Here is a 26,926-nt window from a genome sequence, read left to right as displayed (position 1 = left end):
TTCTCTGCCGAGCGCCGGGCCGGCATCCCCGTCCGGAGCACCAACTCGGCACGCTCGGCCTCGGACAGCGTGATCTCCACAGCAGAAGGACCCGAATGCGACATGACAACAGGGTAGTAACTACTGAGGTTTTCAGGGTGGGGTCGGTGGGTCGATGGTCAGGTCTGTGGCGGTGAGGCAGCCGTCGATCAGGTGGGGCCGGAGCTGGATTCTGCGTAACTCGCGGCGGAGTGTGCGGTCGAGGTCGTCGGGTGTGTCGAAAGCGGTGTTGGCCATCGCTCTGCGCACGAGTGACCAGATGGCCTCGACGGGATTCAGGTCGGGTGCATAGGGCGGGAGCCGGACGGTAGTGAGCCAGTCGTGCTCGGCCTCATACCGCTTCAGTCCGGCGGCCAGGTGGGTGTTGAGGTTGTCCCAGACGACCACGATTGGGCCGCCGAGCTGGATGTGTGCCCTCACCAGCAGGTCGCGGTAGTCCTGCCAGGAGAAGCTCTTGCGGGCGCCCTTGAGCAGGAGGTGGGTGCGGGGCCGGTGGATGAGACGGCTCGGCTCGCCGGGTTTGTAGCAGCACAGGGCGGCGACCGAGGTCCGGCGGCGGGACCTGCCACGAACGCGGATGACGGGGGTGTGTCCGCGCCGGCCCCAGGTGCGGGCGCGGGGCGGCGTCATCGAGAATCCGGCTTCGTCCTCGAAGACGATCCAGCCGTCACACGCCGCCGCGAGCCTTTTACCTGGGGCCACACCTCCTTCTTCCACAGCTCCACCGCGTGCTCGTCGCGTTCGAGTGCTCTGCGGGCGGGTGCCTGCCAGGACCAGCCGTGCCGTTTCAGCAGCCGCCACACCGTCGTCACTGACAGGCTCATCCGCAGACGGCGGCGGATCACCGTCTGGACCCGGGCCAGGGTCCACCGCTGATCGTCGAAGCCGTGCGCTGACGGCCCCTTGCCGAGTTCCTCCTCAAGCGCGGCGAACTGGGCCTCGGTGACGGTCGGGGAGTTGGCCGGGCCCGCGGAGCGCAGGGCCTCCATGCCACCATCGCGCCAGGCACGGCGCCAGCGTTCCACCGACCGCACACTCACCCGCAGATCCTTCGCGATCACCGCGGTCTTCTCACCCGCCGCGAACCGTTCCCCGGCCTGGAGCCGGATCCTCTCCCGAGACGCCCGACGCTCAGCAGTCAGGCCCCCACCCTCCGGATAGCGCATACCACCGGCGTACCGCAGGGATCATGAACCGTCACCACCCGACGACAACCCGAAAACCTCAGTAGTTTTCGCATCGAGGGGCAGCCAATCGGGTGGTTCCGTCAGAGACTCGCTGCGAGCAGGATCAGCGCCTGGTGTATCCGCGTTGGACTTGTTGGCGTCAGGGGGCCGAAGGCTCCCTGAACCGTTGCTCTGTCAAGGAGGCAGCCATGTCAGGTATGGTCCGAAAAAGCCTGGATTCGCCCGATGAGACCCGTCCCTTCGAGGGGGGCATGGGGAAACTTGAGCTGGTGAACTCGGAAGGCGGCTCCGTGGGCCGCGCGACGTTCGAGCCGGGCTGGCAGTGGTCGAAGCACGTCAAGCCCATCGCCAAGACCGACAGCTGCCTCGCTGCCCACACGGGTTACGTGATCTCAGGCCGTTTGAAGATCGTCATGGACGACGGTCAGGAGGCAGAGTTCGGCGCCGGCGACTTCATGAGCTGCCCGCCGGGCCACGACGCCTGGGTCCTAGGCGACAAGAAGTGCATCGTCATCGACTGGCAGGGCTACGCCGACTACGCCAAGCGTTAGCTCGCAGTTTGCGGCCAGCGTCTGTCACGGCAGCTGTAGTTCGTGAGGCATTGGACGTCGTCGCTGGTCAGCGTGGCGGGTGGGTGCCTGCGGGCAGAGGTGCGGCCACCTGCATCGTGATCGTTTGTGAAGACGAATCAAGAGGCGGTGGCCGCGCAGGCCACGGTAGTACACGCCCTGTGGGGCGAGTCCTTCGAGGCCTTGATGGGCCGGGTCGCGGGCTGTTTCCCACGCCGGGAGACGCGGCTGACCTGCCGGAACATGGTTCAGGGGCTGCTGATGGTCAAGGACTCGGCGAACTGCTGGTCGCTTGTCGGCGTACACGTTTACGTCCCCACCCGCGTACGGATGAAAAGGGACAGTTGTTGATGCGGTGAGACCTGCTGCTCGGCACTCTGCTGCTTGGTCGGTGAGAGGCGGCGGAGGGTGGTCGACGATGGTCTTGGATCCGCGTCGTTGGTTGGAACTTCGGCGATTCCGAAGTCTGTTTGAGGTGCCCCGAAGTTCGCGGACTCCCGCCATGCAAGAGATACTTACCTTGACCAAAGGATAGGTAAGTGGCAAAGCGCACGACCCCGTACTCGGCAGAACTCAAAGAGCGAGTAGTGCGGGAAGTACTCGACAAATCACGCCCCCACGCGGATGTCGCCAAGGAGTTCGGTGTCACCGAGAGCTCGTTGAGTCGTTGGGTCGCCCAGTACCGGAAGCGGCACCTCGCAGGCGAACCGATGGCAGATTCCATCGCCGCGGACGAGCGTGTCCGCGAGTTGGAGAAGAAATTGCAGGAGGTCACCACCGAACGGGACTTCCTAAAAAAAGCGGCAGCCTTCTTTGCCCGCGACCATCGGTGACCGAGAAGTATGAGTTCATCGACGGCGAGAAGGACAATTTCCCGATCACGGGCATGTGCACCTGGCTTGACGTTTCCACCTCTGGTTTCTACTCCTGGAAAATGCGACCGGCTTCGCCCACTTTCGAGCGGCGTGAAAAACTGAAGCTCATCATTCGTCATGTCTTCGACGAATCCGATGGCACCTACGGATACCGCCGAGTTCACGCCGCCCTCGGCCGCAAGGGCGTCGAGGCAGGGCCCGAGCTGGTGCGTCTCCTGATGCGGGACCTGGACCTGGTCCCCTGCCAGCCAAGGCCCTGGCGGATCACGACCGTGTCAGACAATGATCAGCCGGCACTCCGGGACTTCCTCGGACGCGACTTCACGGCCGCCGCTCCCGGACAGAAACTGGTGGGAGACATCACATACATCCACACCTGGGACGGCTTCCTCTACCTGGCGACGGTGATTGACTGCCACACCAAGGCCGTTGTCGGCTGGTCCATGGCGAACCACATGAAGACATCCCTCATCTCGGACGCCGTCGACATGGCAGCGGGCAATATCAAGCTCGCTGATGGATGCATATTTCACTCTGACAGAGGAAGCCAGTACACTTCACAAGAGTTCCGAACGAAACTTCAAAGGATGCAAATGCGGCCCTCGGTCGGCAAGACCGGAGTCTGCTGGGACAACGCCATGGCCGAGTCTTTTTTCGGAGCCCTGAAGAACGAACTCGTGTATCGCACTACCTTCCCGTCCCGGGAACACGCACGCAAGGCGATAGTGCGGTACATAGAAGTCTTCTACAACCGTAGACGCCTGCACTCGGGACTTGGGTACAAGACCCCGCAAGAGGTTCACCGCGAATACGAGAAGATACAGCTCGCAGCGTAAGTTTCTCGCGCAAGCACAGTCCGTTTTCTTCGGTGCCCCTCAATACGCGCTGGTCGGCCAAGCGCGACATGTTCTGGAACGGGTTCAAGCTGCACATCAGCGAGAGTTGCACGGGCGCCGCCGAAGACGACCGCACCGCCCCCAACGTGATCACGAACGTCGCGACCACGGCCTCCACCGTCCCGGACGATGCCGCTCTGGACGGCATCCACCAGCAACTTCAGCAGCGCGCGCTGCTACCAGCAGAGCACTACCCCGACTCCGGATACGCCAGCGCGGACGGGATCGTCGGCGCGCGCAAGAAATACGGAATCGCCCTGATCCCCCCGGTCCTGCTCGACCACTCCCGCCAAGCCCGCGCCGCTGAAGGCTTCGATGCCTCCGCCTTCACCATCGACTGGAAATACCAGCAGGTCACCTGCCCGATGGGCCAGGCCAGCTCCTCCTGGAGCCCTTGCCTCCAGCGCGGCCGCCCGATGACCGTGGTCAAGTTCGCCCGTTCCACCCGCAGCCTCTGCCCTGCGCGTGACCAGTGCACCAGCGGCCGACAAGGCTACCGGCAACTCTCCTTGCACCCCCATGCCCTGACCGAGGTCCTACGGACCGCCCGGTCCGAGCAGACCGGACGGGACTGGCAGGCCGACTACGCCCTGCGCTCCGGAATCGAGGGCACCATCCGCCAGGCCGCCGCTGTCACCGATAACCGACGCGCCCGCTACCGAGGACTCGCCAAGACCCACCTCGAACACGTCTACAGCGCAGTCGCCCTTAACATCCTCCGACTGTATGCCTGGTGGCAGGGCAGACCACTCGACCGACGACACACCAGCCACCTCGCGCGACTCGAACTCACACTCTCCGCCTAGTACTGCAACCGCATCTGGCGTGACGGGTGGCTCGCGGGCTCGTTGATGTGACTGTGTGCTGATGCGCTGACGGTTGAGCAGGTCAAGTCGTGGTCCGAGGGGATAGCCGGGTTCCACGCTCGGTTCGCCCACCGTTTCGGCAGGTCGGAGCCCCGCGAGCGGGCGCTGGACTGACCTGAGCGGGTTGCTCGCGCCGCTGGAGAAGAAGAACGGGTGGACGCTGTCCGAGCAGGTCGGGCAGTTGCGCCCGGACGGCGTCCAGCGCCTGCTCAACCACTCCGACTGGGACGAGAACGCGGTCCGCGACGATGTGCGCGACTTCGTCGTGGAGACCATCGGGTCCAAGGACGCTGTCCTGGTCGGCGGCGACACCGGTTTCCTGAAGAAGGGCACCAGGTCCGCCGGAGTCCAACGGCAGTACACGGGTACCGCGGGTCGCACGGAGAACTCCCAGATCGGAACATTCCTGGCCTACGCCTCCGCCAAGGGGCGGGCGTTGATCGACCGCGAGCTTTACATCCCGCCTCCTGGACGAACGACCGCGACCGCTGCCGCGCAGCCGGGATCGACGACAAGGTCCCCTTCGCGACCAAGAACGAGCACTTCAAGTGGATGCTGCAACGCGCCATCGACGCGGGCGTCCCGTTCGCGTGGGTCACCGCTGACGAGGCATACGGGCAGGTCAAGCACGTGCGGGCATGGCTGGAGGAACGCCGGGTCGCGCACGTACTGGCCACCAAGGTCAACGACACCGTAATCACCGCGGCCGGCGGAGACGCCCGGGTGGACCAGCTGATCGCCGCCCTGCCCAGGCAGGCGTGGAAGCGGATCTCCGGCGGGCAGGGTGCACACGGCGAGCGGATCTACGACTGGGCCCGAGTCGCGATCCGTCCGTTCTGGGAGAACGGATTCGGGCACTGGGTGCTGGCCCGGCGCAGCGTCGGCCACCCGCAGCGCCACCACCCGCACCTGCGGGAACGCGGTCCGCTCGCCCCGGTGGGTGGCGGGTCGGCCGAACCGCGCGTCGTTCTCCTCACTGTCCGGCACGTCGAACGTGGTCCCGTCGACCGCCATCAAGCGCCAACGCCCATACCATGCGCCCGCAGTGGACTCGGTCGCCACAGGCCCGGCAGGCTGCTCGAAGAGAGCCTTCAACGGCTCGGGCCCGAGCCTTGCCCGGGTCCTGGAGACGGCACCAGGCGTAGGCACCTGCCACGAACCCGACCAGTGCCCGGCCCAGGCCAGACCCTGGGTGAGCAGCCGTGCGACCTCTTCGTAGCCCTGACCGGAGAACAAGCACATCGCCAGCACGAAGTAGACGACCACCCTCGGCGGCAGCAACCGGTTGCGCCGCCCGGCCTTCCCCGATTCCTCCACGACCCGGTCCACCAGCTCCGGCGGGAAGGTACGCGTCAGCAGTCCGATCGCGATCCGGTCCGACAACCGCTCATCCGCTCCGGCTTGACCTGTCCAGGGCGTGGCATCCATACACCTCCTGAACAGCACCTACCAGCCAAGATCCTTAAGTCACTGGTATTGAGCTAAAGACCGCCGGCGAAGGACGAAAGGCTCTACTCCCCCCGTTGATCACCCCATACCGTGCCTTGTGACCCGCCCAAGCTCACCTGGTACTACAACCGCAACCCGTCATCCACGCTGAGGAGACGTTCGTGTCGCGCATGATCCTGAAGATCGCCCCTGCCGTTCTCGCAGCGGCCCTCGCCGTGCCATTTATAGGGCCCGCCACCGCCCACGCCGACCAGGGCAGCCTCGTAGATCTCAACCAGGCCATCGCAGTCCAGGCCCCCTACTGGCCCAATTACACGGGCTATTATGAGCTCCACAACGTCAACAGCAGCGGCGTCACGTTCAATAACGCCGCAGCGGTCCCTGTGGGCAGCCCAGTGGTTTCTAACGGGGACACCTGGTACATAGGCTCCACAACCCTGGACAACAGCAGCGACGTCGAGCAGACCCTGTCCACTCAGTCGTTCAGCCAGTCCATCAGCCAGAGCCTGAGCACCGCCGTGTCCCGGGGACTGAACACCACCGCCACCGTCGGCGCTAGCTACACACTGTACGGAGTCGGTATCAACTCCTCGCTCAGCACGACCGTCTCCTTCAACAAGACCGACACCCAGACCACCTCGAATACTCAGACGTACACCGCACCGTCCCAGAACATCAAGGTCCCCGCACACAGCAAGGCCGCCATCACCGTCGTTCTGCAGAAGGTCAATGCCACCGGGCAGCTCGACCTGCACACCGACCTCGGCGGCACCGCGAGCTTCGACATTCAACGCCCCTCTAACCACCACTTCAACCTCACGCCCTACCAGATCCTCGGCCCCGGAACCATGACCGGGGGCACGAAGGTCAACGCACCCGCCCTGCCCAGCGGACTCACAGTCGACACCGCCACACAGAGCGCTAAGTTCGACGGCGCCGCCACCTACACCGCCACCTACGGCACCACCATGTCCGTACAGGTCAAACTCAGCCCCGACGGCACCGCCCCCACCACCGCCAAGGCCCCGGCCCCCACCTCCTATCAATACAACATCTCCCCCCGGGCCTAGAGCTTGGGTGTGTCAGCGATCTTGTGTAAGTCGTCTGGTGTTATTGGATGCTGAGCCGGTCCTCGAAGAAGAGTGAGAACTGGTTCAGTGCCTCTTTCCAGTGTGCGGCGACGTGGTTCGCGTCGCGCGCTTTCGGGTTGATCTGCTCGCGGACCGCGAGGTAGAGGACCTTTAACGCGGCCTGCTCCGAGGGGAAATGGCCTCGATTTCGAGTGGCCTTGCGGAGCCGGGCGTTCATGGATTCGACCATGTTCGTGGAGTAGACCACGGTCCTTATGGCCGGCGGGAACGCCAGGTAGGGCGTGAACTCCGGCCAGGCCGACCGCCAGGTCCGGACGATCGCGGGATAGCGTTCTCCCAGCTGAGAGGCCTCGAAAGCATCGAGGGCCTGCTCGGCCGCGGTCTCGGTCGGGGCTGTGTAGATGGCCTTCAGGGCCGGGACCAGCTTGGGGTGGTCCCGCGACGACGAAAGCCTGAGCGAGGCTCTCGTCAGGTGGATCACGCAGGTCTGGACGGTGGCTTTGGGCCAGGTCGCGGTGACCGCGTCGGGCAGGCCCTTCAACCCGTCACAGACCACGATGCAGACGTCCTCGATGCCCCGATTTCGTAGCTCGGAGAGGACCGCCATCCAGGTGGTGGCGCCTTCACCCTCGGAGCCGACCCACAAGCCCAGGACGTCTTTGCGGCCGTCCATGTCGACGCCGACGGCCAGATAGACCGGCTTCGAGGTCACCGAGCCAGAGCGGATCTTCACCCACAACGCGTCGATGTAGATGATCGGCCAGACCGCGTCCAAGGGCCGGTTCTGCCAGGTCACGAGCTCGTCGATCACGGCGTCGGTGACCTTGCTGATCAGGTCCGGGCTGACCTCGACCCCGTAGATCTGGGCGAGGTGGGAGCGGATGTCGCGCACGCTCATGCCGCGGGCGTAGAGGGAGAGGATCCGGTCGTTGAACCCCGCCAGGCGGCGGGCGTTCTTCGGTACCAGCCTCGGTTCGAAGTCGCCGTTGCGATCCCGCGGCACCGCCAAAGTGACCGCGCCGGCGTCCGTCAGCACCGTCTTGGACGAGGTCCCGTTGCGGGAGTTCCCCGACCCGTGACCTGCCAAATCTCCGCGTTCGTAGCCGAGGTGTTCGCTCATCTCGGCTTCCAGGGCCCGCTCCAGAACGGCCTTGGTGATCTCCGTCAGCAGCCCGCCCTCACCGAGCAGAGCCGCCCCCGAGGAGTCAGCCTTGTCGAGCAGCCGCTCGACCACCTCGTCAACCGTCTTGTCGTCGGCCACGGACGCGGCCGCTCCGTTTTTGTCTGCCATGACTCGTCCGATCCGCCTGGCCCACAGGCCCGAGGCCGAGCCCCGGGCCAGGCTTCCACATCACGGACTTACACGAACTTTCAGACACGCTCTAGAGCTTCGGCGTAGTCATGTGACGCCCGTTTTTGGGCTCATCGCTCTCTTCTGTGGGTTCTGGCGGGGCTCGGTTGTACTCGGCCGGGCAGGGGTCGGGAGTATCCGGCAAGGCACAGGAGGATGATGGCGCGGAGGGCTTCGACGCTGCGGAAGCCGTAGTCGTGGCGGATGAGCAGGCAGATCTTGGTGTTCATCGATTCCACGCGGGCGTTGGTGAGCCGGTGTGTCAGCGTGTTGGCGATGTCGTGCCGGCGGGTGCGGGCGAGCCGGACGAAGGGGTGCAGCTTGCTGCGGGAGGCCCAGGCGAGCCAGGCGTCCAGCAGGTGCACGCGTTCCGCGCCACCGGGCCCGAACACCTGCCGCAGCTGCTCTTTGAGCAGGTAGGCGAGGTAGAGCGGCTTGTTGGCAGCCTGGATCAGGGACAGCTTGGCCCGCTGCCGGTCGGTGAGGTCCTCCGGTTTCTTCCACAGCGCGTAGCGGGAGTCCTTGAGCTGGCCGGCCAGGGCCTTCATGCCCGCCCGGCGGGCGTCGTTCCAGACCTGGCGGCGGACCGCGTCCAGGGCGTCGCCTGCCCACTTGACGACGTGGAACGGGTCCAGGCACAGGGCCGAGTTCGGGGTGCATTGGGCGACCACGTCCGCGATCCACTCGGCCCCGTCCGCGGAAACGTGGGTCAGCGCCCGGGAGCGTTCGGCACCGAGGAGGTCGAAGAAGACGCGGACGGTCTTCTTCGAACGGCCCTCGACGACGTACAGCAGCTTCCCCGTGTCGTGGTCCACGACCACGGTCAGGTACTTCTGGCCCCTGGCGAAGGAGACCTCGTCGATGCCGATCCGCCTGACGTCGGCGAGGCGGCCGCCGTCCTGACCGTCCCGCTCAGCCATCACCCGGGCCAGGACGGAACCGACGGTGTGCCAGTTGATCCGCAGCAGTACCGAGATCAGCTTCTTCGAGGCGCCGGGGGGCGAACCAGGCGACCGTCTCGTCGAAGGGGACCGTACGTCCGGCGCCGTGCCGGGCCCACGGACGGCCACTATCACCACGCCGTGCGCGGGGCAGTCCACCCGCGGCAGGTCCGCCTCGAAGTAGACCCGCAGCAGCCCCTCGTCCACCGAGCGCCAGCGCCTGCGGCGGCCCCGGTCATACAGCGGCGCCCGCCGGCGGCACACCCCGCAGGCCGGCCGGCGCTCCCACCTGCGGTCCGGCCACACCGAGACGATCTTCACGGGTTCGACCGGGTGAACACGCACCTCCTCGACCACCGTGCACCCGACCCCGGCCGCCCTCACCAGTACGTTCGCAGACACGCCGCACCCTTCGGCAGGTTCCTGATCATCACAATCAGAAACCTACGCAGGGCGCGGCGCTCGTCATCTCAGGACACGAACCGACCCACACATATGAGCGAAGAGCACGTTTTTTGATCATCCGGGGGGGAGGGTCATGAATCAGGCTCTGACACGAAAATAGGATGCACCTGGGCAGGTCAGGTAGCTGTGATGGGGTCAAAGCGGATGGTCAGGCCGAGACTGTTGGCTTCCTTGGTCATGCGGCGCATGGCGCGGGCGGGATCGCGTTTGGTGAAGTGGTCGGCGCCGAGTTCGCGGTAGGGGGCGTGGTCGCTCAGGACGTGCCAGATGGCGATTGCGATCTTGTGCATGACGGCGACCAGGGCTCGTTTGCCGCCTCGGCGGGCGGAGATGCGGCGGAAGAACACCGACAGGTAAGACGCCTTGTTGCGGATTGCGGCCATGGCGGCGACGCCGAGCAGGCGCTTGAGGTTGTGGTTGCCGTGCCGGGTCCGCCCTGACTTGCTCACCCCGGCCGATTCGTTCTGCCCCGGGCAGACGCCGATCCAGGAGGCGAGGTGCTGGGAGGTGGCGAACTGGGCCATATCCCCGCCGGTCTCCGCGAGGATCACCTCGGCTGCGAGGCGGCCGACCCCGGGGATGGTGTCAAGCAGGTCCAGGTCCTCTTCCCGCTCAATCAGCAGGGTGGCGATGCGTGTGTCGAACGCGGTCGTGGTGGAGCGGAGCCTGTCGATCTCGTCGAGGTAGTGCCTGATCATGAAGGCGTGATGGCCGGTGAAGTCTCCGTCCACGGCCACGATCAGGGCGGGGATCTTGGCGCGGGCCTTGCCAACGGCGAGGGCCGCGAGCTGTTCGGGATCACGCTCGCCGGCGATCAGCGCCTCGAGGATGGCCCTCCCCGAGACCCCGGTCACGTCGGTCAGGACCGAGGTGAGCTTCATGCCGGTGTCCTCGAGCTCCTTCTCCAGCCGCTGTGCTTCCCACCCCGCGGCGCGGACGATCTCGGTGCGCCGACGTGTCAGGTCACGCAGCTCGCGGACCGCTCGCTCGGGGACGAAGGAGGCCATCACCATCCCGGACGCGCCGGCCCGGGCCAGGAATGCCGCGTCGTTCGGATCGGTCTTGCGGCCCCGGATTCCCTTGAGATGGGCCGGGTTGACAAGCATCAGGTTCAGGTGCGGCTGCAGCAGGTAGTACACACCCCGCCAGTAGTCGGAGGTCGCCTCCATGACAACAACCTCGACCTGACGTTCGACCAGCCACGCCAGCAGTCGGCGCAGCTCGGCCCGGGTGGTGCCGAACCGTTCGGTCTCCAGGCTCCACGTCCCAGTCCGCGCCGAGCTGGGCGTACGCACGCACGCCATCAGGAACCGCTTGCCCAAGTCCACTCCCGCGGAACGCAGATGGATGACTTCGTCCTTCATGTCCTGCCGCGCCATGACCCCTCCCGACTGCCTCACACGACCGAGCAGAGCGGGCACCCCGGAGAGGTCAAGGGGAGAATCGGAGTCTGACACGCGTGCTCCGGGCAGCGAACGACACTGCCGTGGCGACAATCCGTGGTCCCCTGGCTGACCCCCATCGCCATCCTGGCAAACGAGTTCACTGACATCGCAGAGCTATCGGCTGACCGAGGCACCCATCATCAATTTTCTCGTCTCCGAGGTGATCAGCGCAGCCACTCAGGCGGTCCTGGCAAGATTTTCGTAGGCGTTGATCGGAGCTGCGTGCATTCGTGACGGATCGTCATTCTGGTTGCAGGCTAGGGACTGTCTTCAAAGGGTTCTGATGGGGGATCATGTGTTGCATGGTGGGTCGTCATGAGCTGTCGGATCTGGAGTGGGAAGCGTTGTCCGCGCTGTTGCCGCGGTCGTCGTCGGGGCGGCCGCGGCTGGATGACCGGCGGGTGCTGAACGGGATCGTGTGGAAGCTTCGGACGGGTACGGCGTGGCGTGATGTGCCGGCACGGTATGGGTCTTGGCAGACTCTGTACACACGTTTCCGCAGGTGGGCGCTGGACGGAACGTTCACGCGGATGCTGGCCGCGGTCCAGGCAGAGAGAGATGCGGCCGGTGACATCGACTGGCTGGTATCGGTCGACTCCACGGTCGCGCGGGCCCATCAGCATGCCGCCGGTGCCCGCAAAAAGGGGCAGGGCGGGGGGACGAAGTGTGTGATCACGCCCTCGGTCGATCCCGAGGCGGACTGACCACGAAGATCCACCTCGCCTGCGACGATCGCGGCCGTCCGCTCGGCTTCGTCCTCACCGGCGGCAACGCCGCCGACTGCACGCGCTTCGAGGAAGTCATGCGCACCATCAAGGTCGGCCGGGCCGGGCCCGGCCGACCTCGAACCCGCCCTGACCATGTCCTGGGCGACAAGGGCTACAGCTCCCGCAAAATACGCGCCTACCTGCGTAAACGCGGCATCGGCCACACGATCCCGGAACGCCGTGACCAGCGCGCCAACCGATCCCGTCGAGGCCGTGCCGGAGGCAGACCGTGTGCCTTCGACAGGCTGCTTTACAAGAAGCGCAACGTGGTCGAGCTCCGGGCTCCATGCCGTCGACCACCGCCTGTCCTGGCGGCGGGGCTTGTTCAGTCCCTTCCACGGTGCCGTCGCAGGACCTGAAACGATCGTGCCGTCGGGCCGACGGATGTCACCGGCGAGCCGGTCCTGCACATACTCACGCAAACGGTCGTTGTCCACGAGCTTCGCCGTCTTTGGGCGCTTCGCGGCCTGCTGCGCCTTCCACTGGGCTACCACAGCGCGGTAGACCGGCTTGCCGCTCCTGGTCGCGGCGTTGCGACGCAGTTCGCGAGAGATCGTTCCCGGAGCTCGCCCGATCGTGCGGGCGATCTCACGCACGCTCTTGTCCTGAGCTTTGAGCACTGCAATCTCCTCACGCTCGGCGAACGACAGGTACCGGCCCGAGGGCTCGTCCAGACTCAGCGGCGCCATCCCGCCAGCGTGTCGGAACCATCGGATCCCGACCGTGCCGACACCCCGACCTCCTCGGCAGCCTGGACAGAAGTGATCCCCGAGGCGATCAGGCGCCAGAAGTCTCGTTGCACAGCGCGCGATGGCTCAGGCCGGCCCGGTGAGCGCATCGGCGGCCGCATCGCCCTATCCGCAGCCCACTGCCGACGCAGACCTGCTGGCGGCTGCGACCCTTGCTTCCTCGGCAGACCCATTACACACCTCCATGATCACGAGGTGTTGCGACGACCAGTTGAATCCACCCTGGCTTCCTCTGTCAGAGTGAAATATGCATCCATCAGCGAGCTTGATATTGCCCGCTGCCATGTCGACGGCGTCCGAGATGAGGGATGTCTTCATGTGGTTCGCCATGGACCAGCCGACAACGGCCTTGGTGTGGCAGTCAATCACCGTCGCCAGGTAGAGGAAGCCGTCCCAGGTGTGGATGTATGTGATGTCTCCCACCAGTTTCTGTCCGGGAGCGGCGGCCGTGAAGTCGCGTCCGAGGAAGTCCCGGAGTGCCGGCTGATCATTGTCTGACACGGTCGTGATCCGCCAGGGCCTTGGCTGGCAGGGGACCAGGTACAGGTCCCGCATCAGGAGACGCACCAGCTCGGGCCCTGCCTCGACGCCCTTGCGGCCGAGGGCGGCGTGAACTCGGCGGTATCCGTAGGTGCCATCGGATTCGTCGAAGACATGACGAATGATGAGCTTCAGTTTTTCACGCCGCTCAAAAGTGGGCGAAGCCGGTCGCATTTTCCAGGAGTAGAAACCAGAGGTGGAAACGTCAAGCCAGGTGCACATGCCCGTGATCGGGAAATTGTCCTTCTCGCCGTCGATGAACTCATACTTCTCGGTCACCGATGGTCGCGGGCAAAGAAGGCTGCCGCTTTTTTTAGGAAGTCCCGTTCGGTGGTGACCTCCTGCAATTTCTTCTCCAACTCGCGGACACGCTCGTCCGCGGCGATGGAATCTGCCATCGGTTCGCCTGCGAGGTGCCGCTTCCGGTACTGGGCGACCCAACGACTCAACGAGCTCTCGGTGACACCGAACTCCTTGGCGACATCCGCGTGGGGGCGTGATTTGTCGAGTACTTCCCGCACTACTCGCTCTTTGAGTTCTGCCGAGTACGGGGTCGTGCGCTTTGCCACTTACCTATCCTTTGGTCAAGGTAAGTATCTCTTGCATGGCGGGAGTCCGCGAACTTCGGGGCACCTCAGAATCGGCCATCGCCTTCTTGTGGGACTGGTGGATGGACCTGAGGTCGGCGGCCGTCTGGGTGGCGGCGAGCATGGCTGGAGAGGTCAGGAACCTATTCGTGTCAGACACCATCGCGTTGAGCGCGGTCATCGCCGGCATGAGGGGCAGCGCCATCCTGGCGGCGTCCTGCTGGACGGATGCAAGGTATTGGATGAGAGCGTTCGGCAGCACCGGGACCGCCTGCTTCGCTGCGGCTGTGGCGTTGAAGATGTCGTGCATGTGCCGGGTCTGGTCTGTCATGCGCACGTCGACGGCGGACGTGAGCTTCGCGATCGAGGCCTTGACGACCGCCTCTTGCTCGGCCCCCACCGCGGCGATGGACTCCCTCAATCCAGCTGTGGAGGGCGAAAGCGTGCTGTGGGCAGCTCCCACAGCCACGCTGACCTCAATCCACTCCTCCTGGTGTCCCCCCTCCATACCGAGGGATACGTCATGGGGGCCGGCTGGAGGCGGCCCGCTGGAGGGCAGCTCCGGGAACTCCAGGCGCTGGCTGCTCTCCTCAGCCTCCGCCGATGCAGGCTCCGGAGAAGAGGTGACGTGCATGGGTGCTCCTTGTCGATGAATCATCGTCTCTACCTACTGGTGACGGCGAAGGCCCCCTCCGGCAATAAATCCTGGATCACCGGATGTGATGTAGCTCATGCCGCCGCGGCTGCCCCACCCCCACCAAGCGGTAGACCGGGCCGCAGAGGGCTGGGCGGCCACTGGGGTGGGGGTCGCACCTCGCTTTCCCTGACGAGCAGATCACCGCTCCAAGGCTCGTGGCCCCGCGCGACCAGGGCCTGGGTCGATCAGGCGAGCGACTGCAGTCAGAAGCGGGCCCCGTGGAGTGCAGCGGTGCGGCTAGAGTCCGAGACCTGATGAGAGGTCACGACCTGGGCCAAGCTCAGCAATGTGGAGGCGATCTATGGGGACAGCGCTGAGGATCGATGCCGACGGCATGATGGTCACAGTTCCCTGGCCGGAGGATGAGGCCGAGCAGAGAGAAGCAGTACGCACTGCCGTGGGCGGCTCGGCGGATACGGCGGTCTACCACCGCAGGGCCCACCTTCATGTCCACGGGAACGGGCAGGCCGAGAACCTGCCCATGAACCTTGCAGCGTGGGCGCTGGCATCGGTGTGGCGTGGGATGGACATCCCGTACGGGCTGTACGGCCCGGTCGTGGTGACGGGCCCGCAGCTCACGGAGGTGGATGAGGATCTGGTCGGCGCAGTGCTGGCGGTATGCGCGGCGGTTCTGGAGATTCTTCAGGAGTGGAAGGCCCGGCCGCCAGTGGGGGAGCAGCAGGCCCGTGCGGAACTCCTGGCCGCCGCCCGCCACTCGGTCACGGCCCACGCTTGATCGGGCCGTGGGACTGGCGGTGAACGTACGTGTGTGGGGCCTGCTGGCGGGCCCGCAGCTGTTCAGGGGGATGGTCAGCTGGTGGTGACGGGGGCGGGGTGGCCGGACAGTACGAGGTTGATGGTGTCCTCGGTGAGGGTGTCGAGGGTGATGTCGTAGGTTCGGGCCATCTGCTGGAGCCGGGCGATCGTCCGGTGTAGGGCGGTGGTGTTGCCGGCGGCCCGCTCGATGTGGAGGAGGTCGCGGTAGAGGAGTTCGGAGGACTCCTCGATGTCCAGGGCCTGCTGGACGATGCGGCGGGCGGCGTCGAGGTCGGGGTCGGGGCCGTCTGTGTGCCAGAGGGCGAGGGTGTGCGCGGTGTCGGTGATCCTCGACAGCGTCTCCTGAATCACGGGTTCGGCCCAGGGCAGGCTCCGTCCGTCGAACGGCTTGCCCCTCACCAGCCCCATCGCGCTTTCGAGGTCGGCGATGCCGATCTTCGGTCCGGCGGCGAGCCCGCGGGATGCCAGCTTGCGGAACAGGTCCCAGTCAGAGGTGACGGAGCGGTGGAATCCGTACCCGCTGCCGGCCTTCGGCCGCGGCAGGAGCGGGAGTCCGTCCTTGGTGGCGCCCACTTCGCTGCGGAGTTCCGCGAGCCGCGAGTGCAGGGTGCGCGCCTTCCACGGGTTGACCGGGTCCATCGCCTTGCACAGGTACTCGGTGCTGCGTCCGGGGCGGAGGTGGATGAGGGCTGCGACGGCGGTGGTGCGGGGGGTGTGGGCGTGGGAGGAGCCGGTGCCACCCGTGATGCGCAGCGGGCCGAGCACATCGATCCGTACGCCCCTGGGCTCGCCGGGCTCTGGTGCCGTGGACTCTGTGGGCGGTTCGGGTTCCTGGTCGGTCGGCTGGTGGGGGAGGGCGGCCGGTTTGGTGAGCTGTCCGGCCGGGTCTTGGGGGGTGCCGGCAGCCTGCTGATCCGTCGTGGGCTGTGAAGCCGGTACGGGCCCGAGGCCGGCGAGGAGTGCGGGGAACGGGTTGCCGGGGTCCTGGGCGTCCGCGCTGGTGACGCGCACGGTCAGCGGCTGCCCGCTGGCAGCCGGCTGCTCGTGGTTCTCGGCGAACTCCCATGCCCCGGTCGCTGCTACGGGGTCCTGGGTAGACACCTTGAGGGCGTGCACGTACTGGTGGTACTGCTCGTCGGTGACGCGCTGCAGGCTCACCGGCAGGCCGAGCGGTTCGAGGCGGCTCTCCTGCTCGCGGGTGGTGTCGAGGATTTCGGCGTGGGGGAAGACGCGCCGGGCGGCGGGGGTGGCGGGCAGGACCACGGCGGTCTGCAGGGTGCGGGCGGCGGCGAGGGCTTCGGCGAGCTGGGTGACGTGTTCCTCGCCGTGCTCTCCGGCACCGATCAGTAGCCACGGCAGGATCTGTTCGCCGCTCTGGTGGGCTTCGAGGAGGAGTTCACCGAGGTCGGCGGCGACAGCCGGGAGGTGGGGCATTGTCCGGACCCGGCCCTGCGGCAGCAGGCCGGCCAGGCGGGTGCCGAGCCCGGCGGTCAGGATCTCGCTGTAGTCGGTCCACTTGCAGGTCCCCAGCTCCAGAGCCAGGGCGCGGGCGACCTCCAGGACTTCGTCTGGAGTGCCGTCCAGGAGCAGGACGCGGCAGGTCATGAGGTCGGCCAGCAGCAGGCCGTCGTCGGTGGCGCCGAGGGTGACCAGCCCCGGGTAAGGGGCCTCGACATCCTGGAGGTCCGTGGCGGGCGGCAGGACCGCCTGATTGTCCAGGATCCAGGTGAGGGCGTCTGGGCCTGCGGTGAACGGGGTGATGGGCTCGGCGGGCTCGTCGAGCAGCAGGGTGATGCCTTCTGTTGCGAGGTGCGCGCCGCGCAGTGCGGGCAGGGTGCGGCCGTCCGCGCCGGCCTGGTGGGCCAGGGTGCGCAGGATGCGGTCGAGGAGTTCGGCGTCCGCCAGAGTGCCGGTGGCCCCGAGGAGTTGTTCTAGGTTGGTGGGGTCGAAGTCCTGGGCGATGGTCTGTCCCGCACGGCGTCGGCGCTGCTGCAGGATCCGGCGTACTCCGAGGGCTCCTGCGAGGGAGGCGGCGAGGAGTGTGCCGATCCCGGCGGTCATCGTCCAGTTGATGCTGATGCTGCTGCTGCCGGTGGCGGCGGTCTGTGGGGCGGCCGTCGCTGGTGCATCGGACGGGCTTGCCGCGGGTGTGGGTGCGGCCTGCCGCGGGAGCGGGGCGGTCGATGTCGGCGCGGTCGCAGGAGGAGTCTGTGCTGAAGGCTGGGACGGTGCTGGCGCCGGAGCGGGGGAGGCCTGCGTACCGTCCACGGTCGGCGGCGTGGCGGCGGGCGCGGCCGGGGTGGGTTCGGCTGGAGTGGCGTCGCGCGGGGGGAGGGTGAGCTGTTGTCCGGGGTAGATGAGGTCGGGGTTGGTGAAGGAGCCGCCGTTGGGGACCGGTTCGCCCTGGTTGAGGTCGAAGATCTCGTGATATCGATCGGGGCTACCGAGCTGCTCGCCCGCGATCCGTGCGAGGCTGTCACCTTTCTCCACGCGGTACTCGCTCTGCCCGGCCACGGCTGCGGGAGTCTGACTGTCCTGGGCCTGGCCCCCTCTGGAGGGCACGGAGGCGGCGTCAGCGGGGAGAGTGAGGGTCCAGCCGGGCTGGATGGGCCGATCGGCGTGGAACACGAGTCCGTCGGTCATGGTGTGGCCCTCGTTGAGGACGGCGATGTCGGTCCAGCGTTCGCCGTCGCCCAGGGTCTGCTCGGCGATCGACCAAAGGCTCTCAGCCGGGCGGACGTCGCGCACTGTGTGCGTCACCGCGCCGGTCCCGGCCTCACCGGCCGCCGCGACGCCGGCGCTGCTCCCGGTCAGGGTGCCGGGCACGGCGGCCGCGCTCACGCTCACCTCCCGCGCGGCGGAGGGTGCTGCGGAGGCCGGTGTGGCGAGGGCGGGTCCGGCGGGCAGAGCGAGGAGGACGGCGCCGACGAGGGCGGCGGCGGCCCGCTGCCCGACGAGGCCACGGATCTGCGGGGCCGCGCGGCCGCGGAGCTGGGCGGGGATTTCCAGCAGGACCGCGCACGCGAACAGCACCCATCCTGCCCAGCCGGCGACGGCGAGAGCGAGGAGGAAAACCTGCCCGGAGTCGTCGGTCGACAGCAGGCTGGACAGGGCGGCGATTCCGGGCGGGCCCACTTGTGCGGTGGCCCACCACAGCAATACGGGCAGTCCGCCGAGCAGCGCGAGCAGGACGGCCAGGCTGAGCAGGCCGCGCAGCAGGGCGGCTGCTGTATGTGCTCCGCTTGTCCGGCGGGGGCCGGAAGGCTTTGTGGTGGGCTTGGGCATGGGTACGGGGCCCTTCTTGAGCGGGTCAGCTATTCGGGCTGGGTGACGCCGTGGAGCAGGCGGGCGCTTCCGTGCCCGGTGACTTCCATCGAGCCGATCCCGACGATCGGCAGGAACTTCGTCGTGTACGAGGCGCGGACGGTCACGGTGAGCTGCGTGCGGTCCGCGGACAAGGTCGTTGATCCCTGGCTGCCGGCCCGGGCGAGGTAGGCCTGGGCGGCGGCCGCCGCGGCCTCGGGGTCGACTCGGATGCCCGTGCCGTTGACGGCGGAGGCGGGGTCGATGGCCTGTCCGGCGGCGCGGGCGGCTTCCATCGCGACGGAGTCCGCGCGTTCGGTGGCGCGGAGTTTGCCGCCTCCGTCGATGGCCAGGCCGATGATGGCCAGCAGCGCGATGGTGACGATCGCGGTGTAGATCGCGATCCCACCCGCATCACTACCCGGGGATGGCGACGCCGGATGCGGCGCCGGTGGGGAGGTGAGTTCGGGCACGGCTCATCCCTCCCGGGATCGGAATGCGTCAACAACGGACGTGAACTGGCTGGTCAGCGTCCGGGACCCGGGAACCCCGGGGAGGAGAAGATCAGCCAGCGGCACCGTGCACGAGATCGTCACGGTGACGGTGCCGACCTGGCCGAGTGGGACGGCGAGCCCGGCTGTATTGACGGTGACGCTGGTGGAGGCGCAGCGGATGCCCTGGTCGTTCAGGGACCGGGCAGCTGCTGCGGCCGCTTCCGTCTGGGCACCGGAGGCGGTACGGGAAATAGAAGCGGCGCGGGCAGCGTCCTCGGCCGCGGCATCGATCTTGGCGCCGGAGGTGACGATGCGCCCGCCCGCGATCGCCGTACACAGCAGCATCAGCATCAGCGGCGTGACGATCGCGGCGGCGATCGCCTCACTGCCCCGGTCCTCCCGCAGGCGCCCAGGCCAACCGGCCCGGCTTCCCCGATGCTCCACGGAGTCGTGGGTGGTCATGGTGCCTGCACCCACCGCTCGCGGGGCGCTCCGGCCGACTGCGACACGCTCAGCCCGGCCAGTCCGGGGATCAGCGACGGGGCGAGCCCGGTGACCGTCACCCGTACCTCGCCGGCGCTGCTCCCGGATGTGCTCACCGTGCTCTGGGCCAGGCTGCTGCCGGCGATCCGTCCCAGGGTTTCCCGGGCCCGGGCCGCGCCCGCGCCCTCGGGGGCCTGGTAGGTGCGGGCAGCGGCGACGCCTTCACGGGCGGCGGTGAGCGCAATGTTGCGGGCGTACATCCACATGGAGGCCTGGACCACGGCGATGGTGACCAGGATGACGAAGGGAAACACGATCGCCATCTGGATCGATGACTCCCCCCGGTCCTCCCAGTGCCCACCTGTGCCCGGACAGTTGGGCCCGTTCGGGACCGGTCCGGCGTCGTCGTGCGGTTGCACGCTTTTCCCGCCTCCCCTTGTCGTGTGAGGTCGTGCGCCGTCGGGTCAGATGCCGGAGAGGGCGGTGTTGTATCGGGTGAGGACGATCGCGATGGTGCCTGCGATGGCGAGGGCGCCGGCGACGGCAGCGACCCAGATGATGATCGTGGTGATCGAGATGTCGCCGCGGTCGTCGGCCTCAGCCTCCTCGATACGCGACTTCAGCCACTGGGACAGGCGGATGACGTGCTTGGTCATGACGTACTCCTAGCTGAGGGTTAGGTGTTGAGCATGCGGATGATGGCGGGGAAGGCGATCAGGAGCATCACCAGGACAGCGAGGAGCGCGCCGGGGGCGGTCATCTTCTCGCTGTCGGCGTTCGCGTCGGCCGCCTGAGCGGACAACAGCTCGGTGCGCAGGTTCTTCGCGCGGGAGCGGAGGGTGGAGTAGACGGAGGCGCCGTCGTCGGAGGACTGCCGCATGATCGCGGCCAGGTCGTCAAGGACGGGCAGGTCGAGCTCGGCAGTCAGCCGGGCCAGCGACTCCCAGTGCGCCACCTTGTCGACGTGCGAGCGGGCCAGCGCCCCCCGGATCCGCTGGAACGCCCACCCCTGACCGACCTGTGCGGCCTGCTCCATGGCCTGCTCGGCGGACACATTTCCGGCCCGGCGCAGCGCTACGAGGTCGAGGTAGGCCGCCATCGCGTGCGCGAACTCGGCGCGGGCCCGCTTGGCCTTGTCACGCAAGGCCAGGTCGGGGGCGAACCACAGCACCAGCGCAGCCAAAATCCCCACGATCGCCGGCAGATACAAGGGCAGGCCCAGTAGCAGGAGCGGCACTGTGGACAGCGGCGGCAGCAGCAGACCGGCCCCCGCGAGCGCCACCTTCATCAAGACGAACCGGGCCGGGGTGGTGCCAGTCAGAGCGAGATCCTTGTACGGGATCCGCACGCCGGGTACGTCGGCGAGGCGCTCGAGGAGCCACTGCCCCCACTGCTCGTCCCGGTCCGTGCTCTCGATGTCGACGCGTGCGGGCGCAGGCCGGTTGAGACGGTCCAGGGCAGGGCCGAGCGCGGGTGCCGGGCGCAGGACTTCGCGGACCAGCAGAGCCGTACCGGCGCCGATGGCCGCTCCGGACAGGATCGCGGCGAGAGGCATCACGCCGTCACCTCCACAGTCTCGTGACCGGCCGCGATCTCCACTGGCGTAGGGGTGACCGCACTGCGCGGGTCGGCGATCAGGAACCTCGGTACCGGCTTCGTGTCGGCGATCTGCCGCATCAGGGCGAGGACTCCGATGAAGCCGGCCGAAAGGACAGCGAGGACGAGCTGTCCGAGAAGGGCGCCGTAGGGGGCGGTGTAGGAGGGGATGAGGAACCCGGCTCCCACGACGCCGAGGGTAATGATCGTCATCCACCGCATCGTGGTCCGCGGCTTGGCCCGGTCCGCCTCGATCAACCGGCGGCGGGCGACCTCCTCGTGAACCGACTCCGCGAGATCGTCCAGTGCTTGGGCCAGGCCGGGGCCGCAGTCGGCGGCTGAGAGAACCAGCGCGGCGACGACCTTGTCAGCGGTCACATCGTTCAGAGCGTCGCCGAACTGGCGCAGCGCGTCGGTGGGCCGCCAGCCGACCTGGAGCCGGTCGACCAGGTCGCCGACCTCGGAAGCGATGTCTTCGGGGCAGCCCTTACGCGAGATCTGCAGGGCCTCGTCCAAGCCGCGACCCAGGCGCAGTGTGCTGGCCAGGCGCTGCGTCCAGTCACCGAGCGCCTCGAGCTTCCCGATCCGTACCGTCGCCGACTTCGTGGGCGAGAGCAGCCAGGGCACGCCGACGACCGCGAGGAACACCAGCACTCCCGCGATGAACACTCCGGTCACCAGCCACAGCAGCACGCCGACAACGGCGCCGGTAGCCAGCCGCGTACGCCGGGCCATCCGGGCATCGCGGCTGGCGGCTGAGCGCCCGGCACGCAGCCGCGCGGCCAGAGATGGTCCCTTCGGGGTGGTGGTGCCCACGATCCCGTAGGCAAGGCCGACCAGGCCGCCCGCGAGGGCGAGGCCGGCCAGGACCCACATCAGCAGGATGGTCACAGCTCGCCCTCCTTGACCAGCAGGGGCAGCGCGGCCGGCCATGCCCCGGCCGGGTCCATGAGGAGGGATCCGTCGAAGCCGACGCGCCGCAGGTCGGTGATGCAGCGGGGCTGCATGAGCGGTACCGCCCTGTGTTCACCCCACTCCGGGCGCGGTCCGAAGATGGCGTTGGTCTCGGGCCGTCCGCCTTCTCCGATGCCGGTGACTTCCAGGACGTGGGAGATGAACCGGTGGCGGTGCCCGCCGATCTTCGTCTCGTCGATCGAGGACACGAACGCGATGAAGTGCAGGCCGTTCGCCGCCTGCCGGTACGCGAGGCCCTCGGACATGTTGGCCTGCGCCAACAGGTAGAGCTCGGCGATCCGGTCGAAGACCACGGACGGGTGGATGGCGTGCAGGGTGCACAGGTTGCCGCCCGCACCGTTCGTCATTGCCTGCAGCATCGCCACGATCTCCGGGCCGCGGACTTCACCTACGACGATCCGCGTCAGGGTCATGCGCAGCGCCCGGTACATCAGGTCCATCAGGGTGATCTCGCCAGCCGCCTGACCGGCGACGATCTCACCGTTGGACTCGCGCGCCTCCATCGGCACGACCTGGCGGTGATGCCCGTTCTCGTGTGCGAAGAGCTCGTACTCGGTCTCCAACGTCGCGAACCGCTCGTCCGGGTCGATCTCTTTCAGCAGCGCGCGCAGCAGGGTCGTCTTCCCGGCGGCCTGACCGCCCACGATCATGACGTTCTTTTCCGCGCGGACACAGGCGCGCAGGAACTGCTCCAGGGTGCTGTCGAGCATCCCTCGGCCCACGAGGTCGGGCAGGTTGGCGTGGCGCATGCTGTGCCGACGGATCGTCACGTAGGTCCCCGGCGTGACATTCGTGACCGCCTGCAGCCGGGAGCCATCCACCAGCCGCAGCGCCAGGAAGGGGTCAGCGGTCGACAGGCTCCGCTCATTCTGGCCGGTGGTCCGCCGCGCCAGGTCGTGCAGGAGCTCGCGCAGCTCCTCATTGGAGTCGGCCACCGGCGCTACCCGCACCCGGCGGCCGTCGGTGAAGTCCAGCCACACCTGCTCGTACCCGTTGATGAAGATGTTCTCCACCAAGGTGTTGTCCAGGTGCTGCTGGAGCCGACCGGCTCGGAACTGCAGATCGAACACGGCCTGCGCGATCGCCACGTCCTCACCAGGGCCCGTGGCGATCCCCCGCTTGATCGCCTCGGCGTCCGACCACACCGCCACCTGCGTGTTGATCAGATGGCGGCCCTGCTGCTCCTGCGCCGCCAAGCTCATGCCCGGGCGCGTGCGCAGCAGGTCGCTGAGCCGCTCCCCGACCTCCTTCTTGATCAGGCGCACAGCCGCATAGTCCACCGCCGCCCCCGTTCCAGGTGTCACGGCAGAGGCCGGGGCAGGGCTGGACGGGACGCTTCGGGGATCGACAGGTCCCGGCCCGGTCGGCGCGGGCCGCACCGGTACAGCGCGGGGGCTGGCCAGACGGGCATGCAGCGAACCGGGTGCGACCTGGGGGTCGTTGTGGAGCGGGTTAGCGCGCACCGTTCACCACCCGAGTTTCAGCGCCAGTCGGTGGGGGAGGGGGCGCCAGGCGGGAGCGGCGGATCGCCACCATCTCCTGCAGGCGCACCGCGGCCGACCGCGCGGAGCGCATCAGGGGGGCGGCCTCGAACCTGCGGGGCTGTTCCGCTCCGTCGGACAGTACGGCGGCTTCCTTGGGCCGCCACGGCAGAACCGCTGTCACCGGCACTGCGAGCTTCTTGCGGACCTCCTCCTTGGAGAACGGCCCTTCGTCCAGGAGCAGCAGCCCGATGTCGGCGCCGGCGCCGAGCTGTTCACGCAGCGCGGTCAGGCGGACCTCGGCCTGGGCAAGGCTCCGCAGGGTGTTGCGTGCTACGACGGCCACGACGTCCGCCTGCCGCGCGAGCACCGCCGATGCCCCCACCGTTCCCCGGCGCCCCAGATCCACGATCACGTCATGCTGATGCGCCTCGATCCCCGTGAACAGCCCGGCCAGCGGCTTCCACACCGGCTCCATCGCAGAGGCATGCGCCGGATCGTAGAGACCAGGCAGGACCAGACGGTCCCGGGTACCGGCATCGGTCACGTCCACGAGCTGACGCCAGAACGCCTCTGCCAGCTGCCCCTGGCGTGCGGCCAGCCCCAGATTCCGCAGCCCGTGCGTATTGCCCAGGGTGCCCTGGAGGGCGCCGGACAGAACGGCCCCGCCATCCGGATCGGCCTCGGCCAGTACCAGCCGGTGCCCTTCCGGGAGCGGCCATGCCATCAGTAGCGCCATCGCCGTCGTCGTCACCCCTGGAGCACCCAGTCCGCCGACCAGCGCGATGACCGCCATCAGCTGCCCTCCTGCGGGGCCAGAATCAGAGCCACGGCACCGGTGGCAACCCGCGCGGCCAACGAGGGGCCCTGCACGACGGGTACCGCGACATCCACCACCACGATCCCGGTGGCCGGTGCAGGCAGCCCCACCGCGACCACCGTCGCCTCCACCGTCTTCGGTGCGGCGGGCTCGACCGCCTTGCCGCCGGCTGCTGCACCCTGGTTGGGGTCCGGCGTCGACACGATCAGGACCCTCTGCCCCGGCGCCAGCCGGCTCGCCGGAAGCTGTGACGGCTTCAGTGCCACACCCACCAACTGCTCGCCCGCCTTGATCAAGGACACTGATGTGACCTGGCCAGGCGACAGCAACGCCCCCGCCTTCAGGCCGACCGCGGCCCGCTGCCCGACGACGCCCGCCTTCTTCTCGAAGGGAACCGCCTTGACGGCTGGATCCAGCGCGAGAGATGCGGGCGCGAGGTCGGCGTCGGTGAGCGCCGCACCCACCGGTACATCCCGAACCACCACCAGCACCGCGGTGCGCTGCCCGGACGCGGTGAACAGCAAAGCCCCCGAAAGGCCGCCGGCGGCGATCAGCGCGACGGACAGCGCGATCAGCCCGGGCCGGCGCCGACGCTGGCGCACCAGGCGCGGCGCGGCCGCCGGTTGTGCTCCCGGACCGCTCGGGCCGGGAACGGAGCGACCCGGCGCGGGCGAGGTGGTGGTGCTCACGTGCTGTGCCTCCAGAAGAAGGGGAAGGACGAACCGATGGCCGTTGGGAGCGCTGCTACTGGCCGACGACTTGGAGCTCTCCGATACGGACCGGTGCCTGAGAGGTGCGGGTGGTCGTCAGGTCGCCCTGCTGACCGCCGCCGACCCAGTGCACCGCCCACGTCGTCGTCGCGGTCACTGTGTACTCACCGACCCGGGAGTACCCCGCGATGCCGCACTGACCGCTGGCCTTGTTCGGCGGTGTCAGACCGAACGCCGGACTGTAGGGGGTACCGGGGAACGGGCAGGACACCGTGGTGCCGTTACCGAAGTTCCACACCACGTTCTGCACGGTCGCCGTGGCCGTCACCGTCACCCCCAGCGCGGTCGCGCTCGCCGACGTCGGCCCGGTCGTCTGCGGCCCGGGGCCGTTCCACACCCAGACGGGCACGCCAACCGTGCCCGTGCCGCCTTGCTTGGGCGCCATGCCGATGTTCGCGCCGAGCAGCCGCATCTTGGTGACCGCCTCCTCGGCCAGGGCTTCGAGGTTGGGACCACCGCCATACCCGGGCGGCGGGTTCTGCCACCACCTGTATCCGCCGTTCAGCGGCTGTCCCGGGCACTGGCCGTTGTAGATGGCCCCGTCCCCCGGTGTGTGTCCGCTCCAGACCGGATCATCGGCGGGCGGCTGCGGCTCAAGCAGCAGCCAGTAGCAGGCGCTGGACTGGTCGAACCAGCCAGACTCGCTGTGGCATGGCACTTCGAAGGTCCCGCCTGAACCGTCACGGGCTACACACTTGGCGGAACTCCCCCCGCCTCCCCCTCCGGCGCCACCTTCAGGAGGGCGTCCGGTCTCAGGCGGCTTCTCTCCTCCTGAGGAGATGTCGCAGTCCAAGACGCCCTTTGGGCACTTCGTCCCCGGCTTCGGCGGCTTGGGTCCCTCCGCCGCTGAAGCAGTAGAGGCGAACAGCGAGAGCACGGCGACCGACACGGCCAAGACGCGGGGGATGGTCAGCACGTGGAATCCCGGTCGATCTCGAAGTTGCGTACCTGCCACGCTCCGCCGATTTTGAGGACGGTGTAGGTCGCGACGTGGCGTCGCTTGGTGTCGAGGGTCTTCACCGGCTCGCCTGAGGCCTTGTTCACCTGCACATACCCAGTCGTGTCGATGCAATCGGTGATGGTGCCCGCCGGAGGCTTCTGCGACATGGCCAGAGCGCTGACCTTCGGGGACAAGGCAGGCTTGCCCTTCATCACGGATCCCTTGTCCACGTAGTAGATGCGGGTCTCCTGCACGGCGTTGTAGGCCTTGTCCGTCGCGACCTTCTCGATACCGGTGTCCTTCATGGTTCCGGTGGCGTACACCTTCACCTGCGCGTCCCAGAACGCCTCGTAGAGAGCGAGGATCGCGGTCTTCTCTGAGGCTTGCGGATCCACGGAGGGGCTGGGAGACGCGGAGAGACTCGGGGGCGGGGGCGCGGTGGCCTTCTCGTCTTTGGAACACCCGGTGGTGAGGGCCGTGGCGGTCACGGCAACGACGGCGACTGCGAGCAGTCGGTGGCGGGCGGTGCGGGTGTGGTGCTGTCGTGCCGTTGTCACGGAGATCTCCCCGGTGGTCACCTCGTGGGGCGGGTGGTCTTGGCCTCCCGCCCGCCGCGTCATCGCTGGTGCAACGTGTTGCTGCCGTCACAGTGCGTTGTACAGCGCACCATACGACGTCAACGCCGTGGGTCCTATGGCGTTCTGGGGCGGGGGTAAACGAACAGCCTGGTTTGCCCTGAAATGCCTTCACGCATATGCCAATTGCTCAACGGA

Annotated in this window: 25 protein-coding genes and 4 pseudogenes; 8 read left to right on the top strand and 21 right to left on the bottom strand. The window is 67.6% G+C overall.

Annotated elements, in window-relative coordinates; translation table 11 throughout:
• Positions 1 to 132: 132 nt before the first annotated feature.
• A protein-coding gene (locus tag AC3IYI_RS39695) for an IS630 family transposase (RefSeq protein WP_489406316.1) occupies positions 133 to 1,205 on the bottom strand; the annotation gives its coding sequence in 2 pieces (ribosomal slippage) (positions 133 to 695 and positions 695 to 1,205; 1,074 coding nt in all).
• A gap of 209 nt (positions 1,206 to 1,414) precedes the next feature.
• On the opposite strand from AC3IYI_RS39695, the gene AC3IYI_RS39690 reads away from it, so the two are divergent.
• The 5 genes and pseudogenes from AC3IYI_RS39690 to AC3IYI_RS39670 all read left to right on the top strand — a co-directional run.
• The gene (locus AC3IYI_RS39690; RefSeq protein WP_489411970.1) at positions 1,415 to 1,777 is read left to right on the top strand and encodes a cupin domain-containing protein; all 363 of its coding nucleotides are present in this window, start codon (positions 1,415 to 1,417) and stop codon (positions 1,775 to 1,777) included.
• A 126-nt stretch (positions 1,778 to 1,903) separates the two neighbouring features.
• Positions 1,904 to 2,146 (top strand): hypothetical protein, encoded by a 243-nt coding sequence (locus tag AC3IYI_RS39685; protein WP_489411969.1) that lies wholly within the window; start codon positions 1,904 to 1,906, stop codon positions 2,144 to 2,146.
• 188 nt (positions 2,147 to 2,334) lie between these two features.
• Positions 2,335 to 3,506, top strand: a protein-coding gene (locus AC3IYI_RS39680) for an IS3 family transposase (protein WP_489408176.1) whose coding sequence is annotated in 2 segments (ribosomal slippage) — positions 2,335 to 2,587 and positions 2,587 to 3,506 — 1,173 coding nt in all. Because the reading frame shifts where the segments join, the coding sequence is not laid out codon by codon here.
• Between the two features lie 32 nt (positions 3,507 to 3,538).
• Positions 3,539 to 4,372 carry a transposase gene (locus AC3IYI_RS39675; protein ID WP_489411968.1) on the top strand — a complete coding sequence of 278 codons (834 nt, stop codon included), beginning with the start codon at positions 3,539 to 3,541 and terminating at the stop codon, positions 4,370 to 4,372.
• 66 nt (positions 4,373 to 4,438) lie between these two features.
• Positions 4,439 to 5,323, top strand: a pseudogene (locus tag AC3IYI_RS39670) (IS701 family transposase); the annotation flags it as partial.
• Positions 5,324 to 5,569: 246 nt separating this feature from the next.
• Here the strand turns inward: AC3IYI_RS39670 and AC3IYI_RS39665 are convergent.
• Positions 5,570 to 5,860 (bottom strand): annotated as a pseudogene (locus tag AC3IYI_RS39665) (transposase domain-containing protein); the annotation flags it as partial.
• Between the two features lie 191 nt (positions 5,861 to 6,051).
• On the opposite strand from AC3IYI_RS39665, the gene AC3IYI_RS39660 reads away from it, so the two are divergent.
• Positions 6,052 to 6,951, top strand: a complete 900-nt coding sequence (locus AC3IYI_RS39660) for an ETX/MTX2 family pore-forming toxin (RefSeq protein ID WP_489412250.1) — start codon at positions 6,052 to 6,054, stop codon at positions 6,949 to 6,951.
• Positions 6,952 to 6,991: 40 nt separating this feature from the next.
• Here AC3IYI_RS39660 and AC3IYI_RS39655 read toward each other — a convergent pair whose 3' ends face one another.
• The 3 genes from AC3IYI_RS39655 to AC3IYI_RS39645 form a co-directional block, all read right to left on the bottom strand.
• Entirely contained in the window at positions 6,992 to 8,263 is a 1,272-nt protein-coding gene (locus tag AC3IYI_RS39655; protein ID WP_489411967.1) for an IS256 family transposase, read from the bottom strand.
• Between the two features lie 131 nt (positions 8,264 to 8,394).
• Positions 8,395 to 9,666: an ISL3 family transposase gene (locus AC3IYI_RS39650; protein WP_489411966.1), complete on the bottom strand. Its 1,272-nt coding sequence runs from the start codon at positions 9,664 to 9,666 to the stop codon at positions 8,395 to 8,397.
• Between the two features lie 179 nt (positions 9,667 to 9,845).
• The gene (locus AC3IYI_RS39645) at positions 9,846 to 11,108 is read right to left on the bottom strand and encodes an IS110 family RNA-guided transposase (protein WP_489411965.1); all 1,263 of its coding nucleotides are present in this window, start codon (positions 11,106 to 11,108) and stop codon (positions 9,846 to 9,848) included.
• A 368-nt stretch (positions 11,109 to 11,476) separates the two neighbouring features.
• Between AC3IYI_RS39645 and AC3IYI_RS39640 the strand changes: the two are divergent.
• Positions 11,477 to 12,216, top strand: a pseudogene (locus tag AC3IYI_RS39640) (IS5 family transposase); the annotation flags it as partial.
• On the opposite strand, the pseudogene AC3IYI_RS39635 reads toward AC3IYI_RS39640, so the two are convergent.
• From AC3IYI_RS39635 to AC3IYI_RS39620, 4 genes and pseudogenes are all read right to left on the bottom strand, one after another.
• A pseudogene (locus AC3IYI_RS39635) lies at positions 12,217 to 12,791 on the bottom strand (transposase); the annotation flags it as partial.
• Between the two features lie 4 nt (positions 12,792 to 12,795).
• Positions 12,796 to 13,509 (bottom strand): IS3 family transposase, encoded by a 714-nt coding sequence (locus AC3IYI_RS39630; RefSeq protein ID WP_489411964.1) that lies wholly within the window; start codon positions 13,507 to 13,509, stop codon positions 12,796 to 12,798.
• Positions 13,506 to 13,799 (bottom strand): transposase, encoded by a 294-nt coding sequence (locus AC3IYI_RS39625; protein ID WP_489411963.1) that lies wholly within the window; start codon positions 13,797 to 13,799, stop codon positions 13,506 to 13,508. The genes AC3IYI_RS39630 and AC3IYI_RS39625 overlap by 4 nt, the downstream gene beginning before the upstream one ends.
• 4 nt (positions 13,800 to 13,803) lie before the next feature.
• Complete coding sequence (locus AC3IYI_RS39620) at positions 13,804 to 14,451, bottom strand: hypothetical protein (protein WP_489411962.1); 648 nt, start codon at positions 14,449 to 14,451, stop codon at positions 13,804 to 13,806.
• A gap of 364 nt (positions 14,452 to 14,815) precedes the next feature.
• On the opposite strand from AC3IYI_RS39620, the gene AC3IYI_RS39615 reads away from it, so the two are divergent.
• A complete protein-coding gene (locus AC3IYI_RS39615; RefSeq protein WP_489411961.1) occupies positions 14,816 to 15,250 on the top strand; it encodes a hypothetical protein in 435 nt (144 codons plus the stop codon).
• 74 nt (positions 15,251 to 15,324) lie between these two features.
• On the opposite strand, the gene AC3IYI_RS39610 is transcribed toward AC3IYI_RS39615, so the two are convergent.
• The 12 genes from AC3IYI_RS39610 to AC3IYI_RS39555 form a co-directional block, all read right to left on the bottom strand.
• Complete coding sequence (locus AC3IYI_RS39610; protein WP_489411960.1) at positions 15,325 to 18,426, bottom strand: AfsR/SARP family transcriptional regulator; 3,102 nt, start codon at positions 18,424 to 18,426, stop codon at positions 15,325 to 15,327.
• Between the two features lie 179 nt (positions 18,427 to 18,605).
• Positions 18,606 to 19,067, bottom strand: coding sequence for a pilus assembly protein TadG-related protein (locus tag AC3IYI_RS39605; RefSeq protein WP_489411959.1), 462 nt, complete (start codon positions 19,065 to 19,067; stop codon positions 18,606 to 18,608).
• Positions 19,068 to 19,070: 3 nt separating this feature from the next.
• Positions 19,071 to 19,550, bottom strand: coding sequence for a TadE/TadG family type IV pilus assembly protein (locus AC3IYI_RS39600; protein ID WP_489411958.1), 480 nt, complete (start codon positions 19,548 to 19,550; stop codon positions 19,071 to 19,073).
• On the bottom strand, positions 19,547 to 19,900 hold the full coding sequence (locus AC3IYI_RS39595) for a TadE family protein (protein WP_489412249.1): 354 nt from the start codon (positions 19,898 to 19,900) through the stop codon (positions 19,547 to 19,549). The genes AC3IYI_RS39600 and AC3IYI_RS39595 overlap by 4 nt, the downstream gene beginning before the upstream one ends.
• 135 nt (positions 19,901 to 20,035) lie before the next feature.
• Complete coding sequence (locus AC3IYI_RS39590) at positions 20,036 to 20,227, bottom strand: hypothetical protein (RefSeq protein ID WP_489411957.1); 192 nt, start codon at positions 20,225 to 20,227, stop codon at positions 20,036 to 20,038.
• Between the two features lie 20 nt (positions 20,228 to 20,247).
• Positions 20,248 to 21,126, bottom strand: a complete 879-nt coding sequence (locus AC3IYI_RS39585) for a type II secretion system F family protein (protein WP_489412248.1) — start codon at positions 21,124 to 21,126, stop codon at positions 20,248 to 20,250.
• The gene (locus AC3IYI_RS39580) at positions 21,126 to 22,058 is read right to left on the bottom strand and encodes a type II secretion system F family protein (RefSeq protein ID WP_489411956.1); all 933 of its coding nucleotides are present in this window, start codon (positions 22,056 to 22,058) and stop codon (positions 21,126 to 21,128) included. The genes AC3IYI_RS39585 and AC3IYI_RS39580 overlap by 1 nt, the downstream gene beginning before the upstream one ends.
• Complete coding sequence (locus AC3IYI_RS39575; protein WP_489411955.1) at positions 22,055 to 23,605, bottom strand: TadA family conjugal transfer-associated ATPase; 1,551 nt, start codon at positions 23,603 to 23,605, stop codon at positions 22,055 to 22,057. Before AC3IYI_RS39575 ends, AC3IYI_RS39580 begins: the two co-directional genes overlap by 4 nt.
• Positions 23,595 to 24,419: a CpaE/TadZ family protein gene (locus AC3IYI_RS39570; RefSeq protein WP_489411954.1), complete on the bottom strand. Its 825-nt coding sequence runs from the start codon at positions 24,417 to 24,419 to the stop codon at positions 23,595 to 23,597. Before AC3IYI_RS39570 ends, AC3IYI_RS39575 begins: the two co-directional genes overlap by 11 nt.
• Positions 24,419 to 25,132, bottom strand: coding sequence for an SAF domain-containing protein (locus tag AC3IYI_RS39565; protein WP_489411953.1), 714 nt, complete (start codon positions 25,130 to 25,132; stop codon positions 24,419 to 24,421). Before AC3IYI_RS39565 ends, AC3IYI_RS39570 begins: the two co-directional genes overlap by 1 nt.
• Positions 25,133 to 25,187: 55 nt before the next feature.
• Positions 25,188 to 25,871, bottom strand: coding sequence for an ATP/GTP-binding protein (locus AC3IYI_RS39560; RefSeq protein WP_489411952.1), 684 nt, complete (start codon positions 25,869 to 25,871; stop codon positions 25,188 to 25,190).
• A 251-nt stretch (positions 25,872 to 26,122) separates the two neighbouring features.
• Positions 26,123 to 26,710 (bottom strand): hypothetical protein, encoded by a 588-nt coding sequence (locus AC3IYI_RS39555; RefSeq protein ID WP_489411951.1) that lies wholly within the window; start codon positions 26,708 to 26,710, stop codon positions 26,123 to 26,125.
• Positions 26,711 to 26,926: the final 216 nt, after the last annotated feature.

The sequence above is a fragment of the Streptomyces sp. GL_148 genome, assembly GCF_057834205.1.
The sequence above is the reverse complement of the archived record's forward strand: the minus strand, read 5'-3'. Positions and strand labels throughout refer to the sequence as shown.

What these genes read in the sequence shown, in the direction of transcription:
- AC3IYI_RS39585 (WP_489412248.1), bottom strand. Translation starts at nt 21,126, where the DNA reads ATGCCTCTCGCCGCGATCCTGTCCGGAGCGGCCATCGGCGCCGGTACG.
- AC3IYI_RS39600 (WP_489411958.1), bottom strand. Translation starts at nt 19,550, where the DNA reads ATGACCACCCACGACTCCGTGGAGCATCGGGGAAGCCGGGCCGGTTGG.
- AC3IYI_RS39590 (WP_489411957.1), bottom strand. Translation starts at nt 20,227, where the DNA reads ATGACCAAGCACGTCATCCGCCTGTCCCAGTGGCTGAAGTCGCGTATC.
- AC3IYI_RS39570 (WP_489411954.1), bottom strand. Translation starts at nt 24,419, where the DNA reads ATGGCGGTCATCGCGCTGGTCGGCGGACTGGGTGCTCCAGGGGTGACG.
- AC3IYI_RS39655 (WP_489411967.1), bottom strand. Translation starts at nt 8,263, where the DNA reads ATGGCAGACAAAAACGGAGCGGCCGCGTCCGTGGCCGACGACAAGACG.
- AC3IYI_RS39620 (WP_489411962.1), bottom strand. Translation starts at nt 14,451, where the DNA reads ATGCACGTCACCTCTTCTCCGGAGCCTGCATCGGCGGAGGCTGAGGAG.
- AC3IYI_RS39645 (WP_489411965.1), bottom strand. Translation starts at nt 11,108, where the DNA reads ATGGCGCGGCAGGACATGAAGGACGAAGTCATCCATCTGCGTTCCGCG.
- AC3IYI_RS39660 (WP_489412250.1), top strand. Translation starts at nt 6,052, where the DNA reads ATGATCCTGAAGATCGCCCCTGCCGTTCTCGCAGCGGCCCTCGCCGTG.
- AC3IYI_RS39690 (WP_489411970.1), top strand. Translation starts at nt 1,415, where the DNA reads ATGTCAGGTATGGTCCGAAAAAGCCTGGATTCGCCCGATGAGACCCGT.
- AC3IYI_RS39615 (WP_489411961.1), top strand. Translation starts at nt 14,816, where the DNA reads ATGGGGACAGCGCTGAGGATCGATGCCGACGGCATGATGGTCACAGTT.